Genomic DNA, 13642 nt, shown 5'->3' on the forward strand with positions numbered 1-13642 from the left:
TGGTGGAAGGTGTGGCCGTACAGAAAAGAAGGGCCCGGCACCCCGAAGGCGCCGGACCCGTCCGCAGACCTGCTGGTTCTACTTCGCGATCAGCGTCGGATAGACGTGGGAGAAGTCGAGCTTGTAGCCGAACCCGCTGGCCACGATGAAGGTGAGGCCGAGCAGGACGCCGACGACGACCACCGTGAAGAGGGCGTAGCCCACGACCGCGCCGATCGGCCGGCGCGGGCCGGTGGCGGCGGAGGGGCCGGTGACGGTCGCGGGGACGCCGACACCGCCGGAGGCCCAGGCGAGGGAGCGGATGCCGAGGGCGAACAGGACGGGCAGGCCGGCGCCGAGGGCGAGGCCGGCGAGGAGGACCTGCCAGGCGCCGTCGAGGGCGAAACCGAGGTTGTGCATGGTCGGGGGCCCTTTCAGTTCGCCGCAGCGGCGGGGACGGGGGTGGGGGCGACGGGGGCGGTCTCGGCGTCCCAGTCGTCGTTGACGTTCTCGTGGTCGATGCGGCCGGTGCGGGAGCGGAGGTACATGGCTCCGGAGGCGAGGACCAGCAGGGTGAAGACGACGAGGGCGCCGGCCATGCCGCCGACGGCGTCGCCGACCCAGAACATGACCGCGCCGACGAGGCCGGCGGCGGGCAGGGTGATCAGCCAGGCGAGGATCATGCGGCCGGCGACGGCCCAGCGGACGGTGGCGCCGGGCCGGCCGAGGCCGGAGCCGATGACCGAGCCGGTGGCGACGTGGGTGGTGGAGAGCGCGAAGCCGAGGTGGCTGGAGGCGAGGATGACGGCGGCGGCGCCGGACTGTGCGGCGGTGCCCTGCGGCGGGTTGATGTCGGTGATGCCCTTGCCGAGGGTCCGGATGATGCGCCAGCCGCCGAGGTAGGTGCCGAGCGCGATGGCGACGGCCGCGGAGACCTTCACCCAGAGCGGGATGTTCTCCAGGTCGTTCCAGTGACCGCTGGCGATCAGCGCGAGCGTGATGACACCCATGGTCTTCTGCGCGTCGTTGGTGCCGTGCGCCAGGGAGACGAGGGAGGCGCTGCCGATCTGGCCCCAGCGGAAGCCCTGCTCGGTGAAGCGGGCCGCGACCCCGGTGGTGATCTTGAAGATGATCCAGGTGCCGGCCGCGGCGACGACGCCCGCGATGACCGGCGAGATCACGGCGGGGAGCAGGACCTTGCCGACGACGCCGTCGAGCTTCGAGCCGTCGCCGTTCCAGTTGACGCCGGCCACACCCAGGCCGGCGAGGGTGGCGCCGACCAGGCCGCCGAAGAGGGCATGGGAGGAACTGGACGGCAGGCCGAGGAGCCAGGTCGCCAGGTTCCAGACGATGCCACCGACGAGGCCGGCCAGGATGATCAGCAACAGGACGCTGCCGCCGCCGGCGAGGAGTTCCGCCTTGGGGGCGCCGGTCTTGTCCTGGATCTTGACAACGGCGTTGGTGACGGTCAGCGCGACCTCCACCGAGAGGAACGCGCCGACGAGGTTCAGCACACCGGACAGGGCGACGGCGGTCTTGGGCCGTAGCGCCTTGGTAGCGATGGAGGTCGCCATCGCATTGGCGGTGTCATGGAACCCGTTGGTGAAATCGAAGGCCAGGGCAGTGATGACCACCAGCGCCAAGATCACGGATGTTTCTGTCACGCCGTGATCGTGACCGAGTTGGACGCCCACTGCCATAGGCGGAACGGGACATGTACAAGGTTCCGCCCTCGTTAACCTCCCGTTTCCCAAACATCACCACATAGTAGTCAGGTAACTACTTAGAGTAGTCGTCAACAAACGGCGGATGAACAGCTAACACCTAGAAAACACTCTCCGTGTCAGCGGCGGCGATGGCATCGGCTAAAACGGTCAAACCTTCACGCGCCTCCTCCTCGGTGAGGGTCAGCGGCGGCCCGATCCGCAGGACGTTCCCGTGCAGTCCACCCTTGCCGACCAGGAGACCGCCGGCCCGGCAGAGGTCGAAGACCCGCAGCGTGGCGGCCGGATCAGGTTCGGTCGTACCGGGACGGACGAACTCGACGCCGATCATCAGTCCCCGGCCGCGGACCTGGCCGATGATCCGGTGGGTCAGGGCCCGCAATCTGCCCAGCAGGATCGCGCCCACCCGCCGCGCGTTGCCCTGCAGATCGTGGTCGAGCACGTAGTCGAGGACCGCGTTGCCGGCCGCCGCGCTGATCGGGTTGCCGCCGAAGGTGGAGAAGCTGATCGCCGGCACCGCGTTCATCACCGAGGCGCTGCCGACCACCCCGCCGAGGGCGAACCCGTTGCCGATCCCCTTGGCGAACGTGATCAGGTCCGGGGTGACGTCATGCGCCTGGTAGCCCCAGAAGTGGTCGCCGGTGCGCCCCCAGCCGGTCTGCACCTCGTCGGCGATGAGCAGGATCCCGTGCTCCCCGAGGACCTTCTGGTACGCCCCGAGCAGCCCGTCCGGCCCGTGGACGAACCCGCCCACCCCCTGGATCGGCTCGGCGATCAGCGCGGCCACGTCCCCGGCGGTGACCGTGGCCAGCACCTCGCGCAGGTCGTCGACGGCCGCGTCGATCAGGTCGGCGTCACCGAGCCGGGCCATCCGCCCGCGCAGCCGGTCGGCCGACGCCAGCCAGTTGACCGTGAACGGGCTCAGCGAACTCGACGACCAGGTCCGGTGACCGGTGATCGCCATGGTGCCGAAGGTCCGCCCGTGGTAGCCGTTCTTGATCGCCAGGATCTGGTTGGACCGCCGCACGTTGGTGGCCATGAGCAGGGCGGACTCGTTGGCCTCGGTGCCGGAGTTGGTGAAGAACACCCGCGCGTCCGGGATGCCGGAGAGCCGGGCGATCTTCTCGGCCAGCTCGACCTGCTGCCGGATCAGGTAGAGCGTCGAGGTGTGCGCGACGCCGGTGCCGATCTGCCGGCGGACCGCGTCGCTGATCTCGGCCACGTCGTAACCGATCATCGTGGTCAGCACGCCGCCGAAGAAGTCGAGGTAGGTGCGGCCGTCGGCGGTGGTCACCCGGCGCCCGCTGCCGGAGACGATCTCCAGCGCGTCGTCGCCGTAGTAGACGGGCATCCAGTGGGGCATGACCGCGCGGTGCCGGTCCAGCAGTTCGCTCACGGGGTTCTCCTTCGGATTCGCAGCGTGTTCGGGACGGTGGCGACCGCCAGCACGTCGGCCAGTTCGCCGTAGCCGCCGGCGACCAGGCCGACGGTGACGCGGAGGTGATCGCCGTCGAGCGGGGTGACGCAGAACGGGGCCCCGGGCGCGGCCGCGACGCCGTGGGCGGCGAGCGCCACCATGGCGTTCTGCTGGTCGGGGACCGACATCCAGAGGTTGATGCCGTCCGCGGCGGTGGCCACCACCTCGCGCTCGTGCAGGGCTTGGAGCAGGGCGGACCGGCGCGCGGCGTAGGCGTCCCGGGCGGCCGCGACGCGCGCCACGGCCTGCGGGTCGGTCAGCAGATCGAGGAGTACGCCCTGGAGCAGCCGACTGGACCAGCCGGGCCCGAGCAGGCGCCGGTCGGCGAGCGCGTCGAGGACGTGGGCCGGGCCGCCGACCGCCGCGAGCCGCAGGTCGGGCCCGTGGCTCTTGGAGAACCCGGCCACGTGGACGGTGCGTTCCGGCAGGTAGCGGCCGATGCTGACGGGCGGGGCGGTGGCGATGCCGCCGGCGTGGTCGTCCTCCACCACGAGCAGGTGCGGCGCGTCCAGGAGGACATTCGCCAGTAGCGCCGCGCGGGAGGCGTCCATGCTGGTACCCGTGGGGTTGTGGGCACGCGGCTGGAGGAACAGGGCGACCGCCCGGTAGTCACGGATGGCCTGCCGCAGGGCGTCCGGGACGATGCCGGCGGAGTCCATCGGCACGCCGACGACGGTGGCGCCGACGGCCTGGAGCAGGTCGAGCAGGGGCGGGAAGGCCGGGTTCTCGACGAGCACGTGGTCGCCGAACCGCAGGACCGCCCCGGCCACCCGGTCGAGGGCGTCCATCGCGCCGTCGACGACGGTCAGTCTCTCCGGCCGGTACGGCCACCGCTCCCGCAGCAGCGCCTCCAGCTCCGGCAGCACCGGGGCGTCGAGGTAGCTGCCGGCCCATCGCCCGTCCCCGATCCGCCGTAGCGCCGGGGTCAGGTCGGGCAGCAGCAGCGGGTCGGGCACGCCGGTGGACAGGTCCTGCGGCAGGTCCACCCGGGCGCCGCTGAGCTGGGCGTACCGCAGCCGGGCCCGGGGTGGCAGCGGCCCCGACACGAAGGTGCCGGAACGCCCACGGGTCTGGATCGCTCCGGCGAGGATCAGGTTGCGCCACGCCTCGCTGACCGTCGTCGGGCTCACGCCGAGCGAGCCGGCGACCAACCGGACGGTGGGCAGGCGTGCGCCGGCGGCCAGGTGACCGGAGGTGATCAACCGGCTCACCGCCGCCGCTATGCCGCGGGCGCTTCTGTCCTGAACCGCCCCGGTGATCAGGGTCAGCAAATTATCGTCTCCGAAACATTCCGTAACGTACGGGCAATTGTTCGCCTCAATCTGTGTCGTTAGTGTCCTACGGCATCCGGCGCCGACAAGCAAGACCTGGCGCAGGACCTATAACGAGGAGTAAACACACGATCACAGGCGCTTCCCGGCGCACTGCGCGTGCGTAGAAGATCAAAAAGAGAGGGGCCGCAATGACGACCGGAGTCGTCCGTGCCGCCCTCGTCCAGACCACCTGGACGGGCGACAAGGAATCGATGATCAAGGCGCACGAGGATTACGCTCGTGAGGCCGCCGCCCAGGGGGCGAAGGTGATCTGCTTCCAGGAACTGTTCTACGGCCCGTACTTCTGCCAGGTGCAGGACGCCGCCTACTACGAGTACGCCGAGAGCATCCCCGGCCCGACGACCGAGCGTTTCCAGGCGCTCGCCGCGGAACTGGGAATGGTCATGGTCCTGCCGATGTACGAGCAGGAACAGCCCGGAGTCCTCTACAACACCGCCGCCGTGGTCGACGCCGACGGCAAATACCTCGGTAAATACCGGAAGAACCACATTCCCCAGGTGAAGGGTTTCTGGGAGAAGTTCTACTTCCGTCCGGGAAACCTGGGTTATCCGGTTTTCGACACCGCGGTCGGCAAGGTGGGCGTTTACATCTGTTACGACCGGCACTTCCCGGAGGGCTGGCGTGCGCTCGGCCTGAACGGGGCGCAGATCGTGTTCAACCCGTCGGCCACGAGCCGGGGCCTCTCCTCCTACCTGTGGCAGCTGGAGCAGCCGGCCAGCGCCGTCGCGAACGAGTACTTCATCGGCGCGATCAACCGGGTCGGCGTCGAGGACCTCGGGGAGAACGACTTCTACGGGCAGACGTACTTCGTCGACCCGGAGGGGAAGTTCGTCGGGGACGTCGCGGACACCCACAACCCCGAGCTGATCATCCGTGACCTGGACCTGAGCCTGCTGGGCACGGTCCGCGACCGGTGGCAGTTCTACCGGGACCGCCGGCCGGACAGCTACGACGGGCTGGTGGCGCCGTGAGCCTGCTGATCAAGGGTGGGACCGTCGTCGGTCCCACCGGGGCGATCAAGGCGGACGTGCTGGTCGACGGCGAGACCATCGCCGCGATCTTCGCTCCCGGCCGGGCCCCGGACGGACCCGACGTCATCGACGCCACCGGGAAGTACGTGATCCCGGGCGCCGTCGACGCGCACACCCACATGGAACTGCCGTTCGGCGGCACCCACGCGAGTGACACCTTCGACACCGGCACCCGGGCGGCGGCGATCGGCGGCACCACCACGATCATCGACTTCGCGGTGCAGCGGACCGGCGAGGTCGTGCAGGACGGCCTGGCCGCCTGGCACGGCAAGGCCGACGGCAACTGCCACATCGACTACGCCTTCCACCAGATCCTCGGCGGCGTGGACGACGAGTCCCTCAAGGCCATGGACCACCTGGTCAACAACGAGGGCATCACCAGCTTCAAGCTGTTCATGGCGTACCCCGGCGTCTTCTACTCCGACGACGGCCAGATCCTGCGCGCGATGCAGAAGGCGCGCGACAACGGCGCCATGATCATGATGCACGCGGAGAACGGTCCCGCGATCGACGTCCTGGTCAAGCAGGCTCTGGAACGCGGCGAGACGGACCCGATCCACCATGGTCTGACCCGCCCGCAGGAGCTGGAGGCGGAGGCCACCAGCCGGGCCGTCTGGCTGGCGAGTGTGGCCGCGGACTGCCCGCTCTACATCGTGCACCTGAGCGCGTCGAAGGCTCTCGAGCAGGTCCGCAACGCCCGGGACCTGGGTAAGAACGTGTTCGCCGAGACCTGCCCGCAGTACCTCTACCTGACCCTGGAGGACCAGCTCGGCGCGCCCGGTTTCGAGGGCGCCAAGTGGGTGTGCTCGACACCGTTGCGCAGTAGGCACGAGACGCACCGGGCCGACCTGTGGCAGGGCCTGCGCACCAACGACCTGTCGGTGGTGTCGACCGACCACTGCCCGTTCTGCTTCAAGGATCAGAAGGAGCTGGGCCTCGGCGACTTCTCGAAGATCCCGAACGGTATCGGCAGCGTCGAGCACCGGGTGGACCTGCTCTACCAGGGTGTCGTCGACGGGAAGCTGTCGCTGGCCCGCTGGGTGGAGACGATCGCCACCACCCCGGCCCGGATGTTCGGCCTCTACCCGCGCAAGGGCGTCCTCGCGCCCGGCTCGGACGCCGACATCGTGCTCTACGACCCGAACGGGCGCACCCGGATCAGCGCCGAGACGCACCACATGAACATGGACCACTCCGCCTGGGAGGGCTGGGAGATCGCCGGAAAGGTCGACACCGTCCTGTCCCGCGGCGAGGTGATCGCGGCCGGCGGCGAGTACACCGGGCGGGCCGGCCGCGGCCGGTATCTGAAGCGCGGCCTCAGCGACTACCTGATCTAGAAAGGGGTGGGCCACTTGGACATCGGTGTAGTGCTACAGAACGACCCACCCGCGCTGGAGATCGTCGAGTGGGCGAAGAAGGCCGAGGCGGCCGGCTTCAGCCACTTCTGGACGTTCGACTCGCACGTGCTCTGGCAGGAACCGTTCGTCGTCTACTCGGCCATCCTGGCCGCGACCGAACGGATCATCGTCGGCCCGATGGTGACCAACCCGGGCACCCGGGACTGGACGGTCACCGCCTCGACCTTCGCGACCCTCAACGAGATGTACGGCAACCGGACCGTCTGCGGCATCGGCCGGGGCGACTCGGCGCTGCGCGTGCTCGGGCTCACCCCGCAGACCCTCGGCCAGCTGCGCGAGAGCGTCCTGGCCATCAAGGGCCTCGGCAACGGCGAGAAGGTCACGGTCCGGGGCCGGGAGCTGCAACTGGCCTGGGCGGCCGACAGCCGCCTGGAGGTCTGGGTGGCGGCGTACGGGCCGAAGGCGCTGGCCATCACCGGTGAGGTGGGCGACGGGTACATCCTGCAGCTCGCCGACCCGGACATCGCCGAATGGATGATCACGGCGGTCCGTGCCGCGGCGGTCCGGGCGGGACGGGACCCGGACGCGATCAGGTTCTGTGTGGCGGCCCCGGCCTACGTCGGCGACGACCTGGCGCACCAGCGGGAGCAGACCCGGTGGTTCGGCGGGATGGTCGGCAATCACATCGCCGACATCGTGGCCCGTTACGGCGGCGACGGCGGTGCGGTGCCGCAGGCCCTCACCGACTACATCAAGGCACGGCAGGGGTACGACTACAGCGAGCACGGACGGGCCGGCAACAGTCACACCACGTTCGTGCCGGACGAGATCGTGGACCGCTTCTGTGTCCTCGGTCCCGTGGAGAGCCACGTCAAGAAGCTGAAGGAGCTGCGGGAACTGGGCGTCGACCAGTTCGCGGTCTACCTCCAGCACGACGGCAAGGCATCGACGCTCGCCGCGTACGGCGAGCACATCATCCCGGCGTTCTCGTGAGGCGCGTCCTCTCGGTGATCGCCGGACTGATCGCGGCCGCCCTCGCCTGGGAGGGTTACAAGGCGGCCGGTGATCCCGAGGGGACGGTGCTGTTCGGCGTGCGGGTGCTCCCGCGCGCCGACGACCTCTCCATGCCACACCTCTCGGCGATCGTGCAGCGGCTGGCCGACCCGGAGATGACCGGCGGCCGGCCGGTGTGGATCGTGGTACTCGACGCCTGCCTGTTCACGCTCGGCATCACCGCGGCCGGGTTCCTGGCCGGAACGGCGATCGGGCTCGTCCTCGCGGCGGCCATGCAACGGTTCCGGATCGTCGAGCGCGGGCTCCTGCCGTACGTCATCCTCTCCCAGACCGTGCCGCTGGTGGCGCTCGCGCCGCTGATCGCCGGCTGGGGCGGCACCCTGATGCCGCCCTGGGCGTGCGTGTCGGTGATCGCCGCCTACCTGGCGTTCTTCCCGGTCGCCGTGGGCATGTTGCGCGGGCTCCAGTCGCCGTCGGCGGCCGGCGCCGAACTGATGCGCAGCTACGCGGCGGGATGGTGGCGCACGCTGATGAAACTCCGCTTCCCGGCGGCGCTGCCCTACCTGTTCCCGGCACTGCGCCTGGCCGGGGCGGCGGCGGTGGTCGGCGCGGTGGTCGGCGAGATCTCGACCGGCACCCGCGGCGGCATCGGCCGGCTGATCATCGAATACTCGCGGGAGGCCACCTCGGATCCCGCCAAGGTCTACACGGCGATGCTCGGCGCGGCCCTGCTCGGTCTACTCGTCGCCGGCACCGTCTCCCTTCTCGAACTGCCGCTGATGCGGCACCGGCGCCACGTGGAGGTGGTGACCCTGTGAGCGAGCTCGCAAGCCCGGACGTCGTCCCGGTACCGGAGCGCGGCGGCACCGCCTCGGTGGTCGTCGACAGCGTGACGAAGGTCTTCAACCGGGGCCGGCCGGACGAGGTCACGGCCCTGTCCGACGTGCACCTGACCGTCGGGGACGGGGAGTTCGTGTCGCTGATCGGGCCGTCCGGCTGCGGCAAGAGCACCCTGCTGCGGCTGATCGCCGACCTGATCGAGCCGACCACCGGCACGGTCACCGTCGCCGGGAAGCCGGCCGCGCAGGCCCGCCGCGACCAGGAGTACGGCATCGCCTTCCAGCAGGCCGGCCTCTTCGAGTGGCGGACCGTGCGGCGCAACGTCGAACTCCCCCTCGAACTGCGCGGCATGTCCAGGGCCGACCGTAGGGCCCGGGCCGAGCGGATGCTGGAGCTGGTCGGTCTCGCCGACTTCGCCGGTCACTACCCCGGCCAGCTCTCCGGTGGCATGCAGCAGCGCGTCGCGATCGCCCGGGCCCTGGCCGTCCAGCCGCCACTGCTGCTCATGGACGAGCCGTTCGGCGCGCTCGACGAGATGACCCGGGAACGCCTCCAGTCGGAACTGCTCGGCATCTGCGCCACGACCGGGACCAGCGCGGTGTTCGTCACGCACTCGATCTCCGAGGCGGTGTTCCTCTCCGACCGGGTGGTCGTCATGTCGGCCCGGCCCGGCCGGATCACGGCGTCGATCGAGGTACGCCTGCCCTCCCGGGACGAGGCGGGACGGCAGGCGCCGGCCTACTTCGAGAAGATCACCGAGGTACGACAGGCGCTGCGCGCATGAGACGCGTACTCCCGCCGGTGCTCTTCGGGGTTCTCGCGCTCGGGTTGTGGGAGCTGTTCGTCACGCTCGGCCGGGTCGCCCCGTTCATCCTCCCGGCCCCCTCGGCGATCGGGGCGCAGATCCTGGAGCAGAAGCAGAACATCTGGGACTCGGCGCTGGCCAGTGGTGCCAACGCGCTGGCCGGACTGATCGGCGGCACACTTCTGGCGGTCCTGGCCGCCCTGGCCGCCAGCCGGTCGAGGTTCCTCGGCGAGGTGTCGATCCCGTTCGCGGCGGTGGTCAACGCGCTGCCGATCATCGCGCTCGCCCCGATTCTCAACAACATGTTCGAGTCGACCAGCAGTGTCCCGCGCCGGCTGGTGACCGGCATCGTGGTGTTCTTCCCGGTCTTCCTCAACCTGCTGCGCGGGCTGCGCGAGGTCAGCCCGGTGCATCAGGAGCTGATGCGCACGTACGCGGCCTCCGGCTGGACCTTCGCCCGCAAGGTACGGCTGCCCGGTGCGCTCCCCCACCTCTTCACCGGCCTGCGGCAGGCCTCGTCGCTGGCCGTGATCGCCGCGGTCGTCGCCGAGTACTTCGGCGGGCTCCAGGACGGGCTCGGCGCTCGGATCACCTCCGCGGCGGCGTTCACCGCCTACCCCCGCGCCTGGGCCTTCGTGGCCGGCGCCTGCCTGCTCGGACTCACCTTCTACCTGGTCACGCTCCTGCTGGAGCGCCTGGCCATGCCCTGGAAACAACGGTTGATCAGTTAGTCAGTTAAGGGGTTCGCCTTGAAGCTCTCCCGCATCCTTCTCGCTTCGGTGCTCGCTCTGAGCGCCTGCGGCACCGCCGATACGCCCAGCACCCCCGCCCCCGGCGCGAGCGGCGCCCTCACCCCGGTCAAGCTGCAACTCCAGTGGTTCTTCCAGGCCCAGTTCGCCGGCTACATCGCGGCCGTCGACCAGGGCTTCTACCGGGAACAGGGCCTCGACGTCGAACTGCTCGAAGGCGGCGTCGACATCGTCCCGCAGACGGTCCTCGCCACCGGCAAGGCCGACTACGCGATCGCCTGGGTGCCCAAGGCCCTGGCGTCACGCGAGCAGGGCGCCGGCATCACCGACGTGGGGCAGATCTTCGCCCGCTCCGGCACCTACCAGGTCGCCTGGAAGGACAGCGGCATCACCAAGGCCGCGGACCTTGCGGGCAAGAAGGTCGGCAACTGGGGATTCGGCAACGAGTTCGAGCTGTTCGCCGGGATGACCAAGGCCGGGATCGACCCGGGCAAGGACGTCACCCTGGTGCAGCAGCAGTTCGACATGCAGGCGCTGCTGAAGAAGGAGATCGACGCCGCCCAGGCGATGAGCTACAACGAGTACGCCCAGCTCCTGGAAGCGAAGAACCCGGCGACCGGGCAGCTCTACACGGCCGACGACTTCGTGATCATCGACTGGAAGACCGAGGGTTCGTCGATGCTCCAGGACGCGGTGTGGGCGAACACCGCGAAGCTCGGCGACCCGAACTACCAGGCGCAGACGGTGAAGTTCCTGACCGCCACCATCAAGGGCTGGGCGTTCTGCCGGGACAACGCGGAGAAGTGCCGTGACCTGGTCGTCGCCAAGGGTTCCAAGCTCGGCAAGAGCCACCAGTTGTGGCAGATGAACGAGGTCAACAAGCTGGTCTGGCCGGCCGCCGGCGCCGGCGTCGGGGTGATCGACGACGCGGCCTGGAAACAGACCGTGGAGATCTCGCAGACCACGAAGAACCAGACCGGTGACACGGTCCTGAAGGCGGCCCCGGAGGGCCTGGCCTACACGAACGACTACATCAACCAGGCGATCGAGCAGGCCAGGGCCGCGGGCGTGGACGTGACGGGATCGGGGTTCCAGCCGGCCACGGTGACGCTCACCGAGGGCGGCGCCTGAGTCACACGGGAATGAGACGAGCCGCAAGGGCGACCGCGGTCAGGTCGCCCTTGCGCAGTTTCTGCGCCGCGTCGGTCTCGCCCAGGCCCTCCAGGCGGACGGCCGAGGCGTCGATCAGCGCGTCCTCCCCGGACAGCAGGCGGCGTGCGATCCGCGACTGGGCCGGGCTCAGCTCCGCGTACGCGCACTTGTCCAGCGCCTCGACGGTCTCCTGATCCAGTTGCCCGTCCATCGCCCGTTCCGTGACGATCTTGACGAGCCAGCTCGGCCACCAGCTGTACTTGCCGACGACCAGCCCGGACTGCATCGCCGCGGCCGGCTGGTGCCCGGCCGCGAGCATCTTGACCGCCAGGTCCGCGTCGAACCGCTCCATCCGCATCGCGCCGACGAAGATCCGCAGAATCTGCTGGGTCTTGACGAACTCCTCGGCCGCGTTGGCAGCCTCGCCGAAGCGGCCCTCGAGCAGATGACAGACCGCGTACGCCTCGGTGAGCGAGAAGCCGTCACCGGAGCGCTCCTCCAGCCGCGCCACCGTCTCGACGAGCCGCTGGGTGCTCTTGCGAGCCCGGTCCGCCAGCTCGTCGGCCTGCGGTTTGTTGAGGTGCCGTACCACGATGTCGGTGGCGATCTCCGCCTCCCGCCGCAGCAGCGGTGACCCGATCCTCGGATTGATCAGGTCGCCCAGGCCCTCGGTCAGGTACGCGGTGTCGAACCGCTCGGAGGCCTCTTGGAACTGCGCCCACCAGGACGCCGGGTGTCTCCGCAATTGTTGTGTCACGCACCCAGCGTGACCTACCGATCACTCTCCGGCAAATGATTCGGCCGAGAGGAATGTGTGACAAGCGTCTTGGGATCGAGCAGACCCGCCTTCACGACGGCCCGGCTCAACGGACGGGTGAGCTCGGCCAGCCGGCGGGAGCCCTCCTCGCCGATCGCCCGGTAGGCCACCGCGGTCACCTGGTCGGTGCGGTCCTCGACGTGGGCCCGCAGCGCCACCCCGGCCTCGGTCAGCCGGCCGTCGGCGTCCAGCAGGCCGCTGCGGCGCAGGTCGTCCTCGGCCTCGGCCCACTGCTCGGCGCTCCAGCCGCGGGAGCCCCGCAGGAAGCCCGCCGGCGACTGGCCGCTCGCGTCATGCATCACGATCGCGTCCAGGCCGCTGATCCCGTTCGCCAGCAGTGCCGCCACGTGCCCGTCGCCGCGGAACTCGCGCAGCAGCGTCTGCGCGTGGAAGAGCACCAGGTGCGGGCGGTCCGGCCAGGGCAGGGCGGCGTGCGCGGCGAACAGCGGGCGGCCGTGCGGCAGGGTCGCCGCCTTCTCCGCTGCCCGGCGGGCCAGGGCGGCCGCCTCGGCGATTTCCGGCCCGTCCACCACCTCCGCACCCAGGCCACGGGTCAGAGCGGCGTCAGCGGCTTCCAGGCGGGCCGCGAGGAGCTGCTCCGGCGACGCCTTCGACCAGACGGCCGGCAGAGCCCGGGCCACCCGGGCCGGGTTGAAGTTGTAGAACGTGGCGGCCACGATCGCCGGGCCCACCGGACCGAACGCGGCGCCACGGGAGGCGAAGTAGCCGTCCATCGGGCGGATACCGAACGCCGCGTAACGCTCCGCAGCCTCCGGCACGAAGTAGATCATCGCGTGCAGCGGCTCGGTGACCCGCCAGGCGAGTCGGAACGGGCTCTCGGTCACGTCTGCCACGGCAGCTCCTCGGCGTGGACGGCGTCTCCGGAGCCGACGGCCCCGGAGTGGCGTGGCGCGGGCGGCGCCGCGGACACCGTATGCCATCGACCGGACCGGCGGGCGGCCTCCAGAACCACCAGGTGCACCGGCAGCGGCGGCGGCGGGAACGGGCCGGTCCCCCAGCGCACCCAGATCGCGACCCGGCCCGCGGCGGCCTCGGCCAGGAGTTTGTCGACGGTCCGCTGACGGTCGGTGCGGTCGATCTCGATCGCCAGCGGCGGGCCGTCCGGCCGGGCGCAGGCCACGTCGATGACCGAGTTGCCCCGCAGCGGGGCCGGCAGCGGGAACACACTGGGCGCCCGCCGGTACACCCGCCAGCCCTGCCACTGCGCCCACCGGGACACCGAGTCGGCGATCCGCGTGGCGGCGTCGCCCTCCGCCAGGTCGGCGAACGCCAGCCGCTCCAGCCACTCGGTGAGCGACCGGGCGGTTCCTGTTCCGTCGTCGGCCACGCTCATCGCCGTAC

14 protein-coding genes are annotated in these 13642 nt (G+C 70.3%); 7 read left to right on the forward strand and 7 right to left on the reverse strand.

Annotated features, from left to right (window positions below; genetic code table 11):
* Positions 1 to 78: 78 nt before the first annotated feature.
* The 4 genes from BC793_RS02425 to BC793_RS02440 form a co-directional block, all read right to left on the reverse strand.
* On the reverse strand, positions 79 to 399 hold the full coding sequence (locus tag BC793_RS02425) for a hypothetical protein (RefSeq protein WP_109588857.1): 321 nt from the start codon (positions 397 to 399) through the stop codon (positions 79 to 81).
* A gap of 14 nt (positions 400 to 413) precedes the next feature.
* Positions 414 to 1643, reverse strand: coding sequence for an inorganic phosphate transporter (locus tag BC793_RS02430; protein ID WP_158319183.1), 1230 nt, complete (start codon positions 1641 to 1643; stop codon positions 414 to 416).
* 160 nt (positions 1644 to 1803) lie between these two features.
* A complete protein-coding gene (locus BC793_RS02435; RefSeq protein WP_109589102.1) occupies positions 1804 to 3066 on the reverse strand; it encodes an aspartate aminotransferase family protein in 1263 nt (420 codons plus the stop codon).
* Between the two features lie 29 nt (positions 3067 to 3095).
* Complete coding sequence (locus tag BC793_RS02440) at positions 3096 to 4451, reverse strand: aminotransferase class I/II-fold pyridoxal phosphate-dependent enzyme (RefSeq protein ID WP_109588859.1); 1356 nt, start codon at positions 4449 to 4451, stop codon at positions 3096 to 3098.
* A 191-nt stretch (positions 4452 to 4642) separates the two neighbouring features.
* Here BC793_RS02440 and BC793_RS02445 point away from each other — a divergent pair, with 191 nt between their 5' ends.
* The 7 genes from BC793_RS02445 to BC793_RS02475 are packed head-to-tail and all read left to right on the forward strand — an operon-like array spanning position 4643 to position 11442.
* Positions 4643 to 5485 (forward strand): nitrilase-related carbon-nitrogen hydrolase, encoded by an 843-nt coding sequence (locus BC793_RS02445; RefSeq protein ID WP_109588860.1) that lies wholly within the window; start codon positions 4643 to 4645, stop codon positions 5483 to 5485.
* On the forward strand, positions 5482 to 6882 hold the full coding sequence (gene hydA, locus BC793_RS02450) for a dihydropyrimidinase (RefSeq protein ID WP_109588861.1): 1401 nt from the start codon (positions 5482 to 5484) through the stop codon (positions 6880 to 6882). Before BC793_RS02445 ends, hydA begins: the two co-directional genes overlap by 4 nt.
* A gap of 6 nt (positions 6883 to 6888) precedes the next feature.
* Positions 6889 to 7896, forward strand: coding sequence for a TIGR03842 family LLM class F420-dependent oxidoreductase (locus tag BC793_RS02455; RefSeq protein ID WP_239169768.1), 1008 nt, complete (start codon positions 6889 to 6891; stop codon positions 7894 to 7896).
* Entirely contained in the window at positions 7893 to 8735 is an 843-nt protein-coding gene (locus BC793_RS02460; protein WP_109588862.1) for an ABC transporter permease, read from the forward strand. Before BC793_RS02455 ends, BC793_RS02460 begins: the two co-directional genes overlap by 4 nt.
* Positions 8732 to 9541 (forward strand): ABC transporter ATP-binding protein, encoded by an 810-nt coding sequence (locus BC793_RS02465; protein ID WP_170167185.1) that lies wholly within the window; start codon positions 8732 to 8734, stop codon positions 9539 to 9541. Before BC793_RS02460 ends, BC793_RS02465 begins: the two co-directional genes overlap by 4 nt.
* Positions 9538 to 10293, forward strand: coding sequence for an ABC transporter permease (locus tag BC793_RS02470; RefSeq protein WP_109588863.1), 756 nt, complete (start codon positions 9538 to 9540; stop codon positions 10291 to 10293). The genes BC793_RS02465 and BC793_RS02470 overlap by 4 nt, the downstream gene beginning before the upstream one ends.
* A gap of 18 nt (positions 10294 to 10311) precedes the next feature.
* The gene (locus BC793_RS02475) at positions 10312 to 11442 is read left to right on the forward strand and encodes an ABC transporter substrate-binding protein (RefSeq protein ID WP_109588864.1); all 1131 of its coding nucleotides are present in this window, start codon (positions 10312 to 10314) and stop codon (positions 11440 to 11442) included.
* Position 11443: 1 nt separating this feature from the next.
* On the opposite strand, the gene BC793_RS02480 is transcribed toward BC793_RS02475, so the two are convergent.
* Genes BC793_RS02480 through BC793_RS02490 form a run of 3 tightly spaced genes read right to left on the reverse strand, consistent with a single transcriptional unit; the run spans position 11444 to position 13634 of the window.
* Positions 11444 to 12220: a hypothetical protein gene (locus BC793_RS02480; protein ID WP_109588865.1), complete on the reverse strand. Its 777-nt coding sequence runs from the start codon at positions 12218 to 12220 to the stop codon at positions 11444 to 11446.
* Positions 12221 to 12234: 14 nt separating this feature from the next.
* Positions 12235 to 13134 carry an SCO6745 family protein gene (locus BC793_RS02485; RefSeq protein WP_146246165.1) on the reverse strand — a complete coding sequence of 300 codons (900 nt, stop codon included), beginning with the start codon at positions 13132 to 13134 and terminating at the stop codon, positions 12235 to 12237.
* Positions 13122 to 13634 carry a hypothetical protein gene (locus BC793_RS02490; protein ID WP_109588867.1) on the reverse strand — a complete coding sequence of 171 codons (513 nt, stop codon included), beginning with the start codon at positions 13632 to 13634 and terminating at the stop codon, positions 13122 to 13124. The genes BC793_RS02485 and BC793_RS02490 overlap by 13 nt, the downstream gene beginning before the upstream one ends.
* Positions 13635 to 13642 lie beyond the last annotated feature (8 nt).

Source organism: Actinoplanes xinjiangensis, from assembly GCF_003148685.1.
GTDB classification, from domain to species: Bacteria; Actinomycetota; Actinomycetes; order Mycobacteriales; family Micromonosporaceae; genus Actinoplanes; species Actinoplanes xinjiangensis.

Coding starts and splice junctions, on each gene's coding strand:
- BC793_RS02425 (WP_109588857.1), bottom strand. CDS start 399: ATGCACAACCTCGGTTTCGCCCTCGACGGCGCCTGGCAGGTCCTCCTC.
- BC793_RS02435 (WP_109589102.1), bottom strand. CDS start 3,066: ATGCCCCACTGGATGCCCGTCTACTACGGCGACGACGCGCTGGAGATC.
- BC793_RS02445 (WP_109588860.1), top strand. CDS start 4,643: ATGACGACCGGAGTCGTCCGTGCCGCCCTCGTCCAGACCACCTGGACG.
- BC793_RS02470 (WP_109588863.1), top strand. CDS start 9,538: ATGAGACGCGTACTCCCGCCGGTGCTCTTCGGGGTTCTCGCGCTCGGG.
- BC793_RS02490 (WP_109588867.1), bottom strand. CDS start 13,634: ATGAGCGTGGCCGACGACGGAACAGGAACCGCCCGGTCGCTCACCGAG.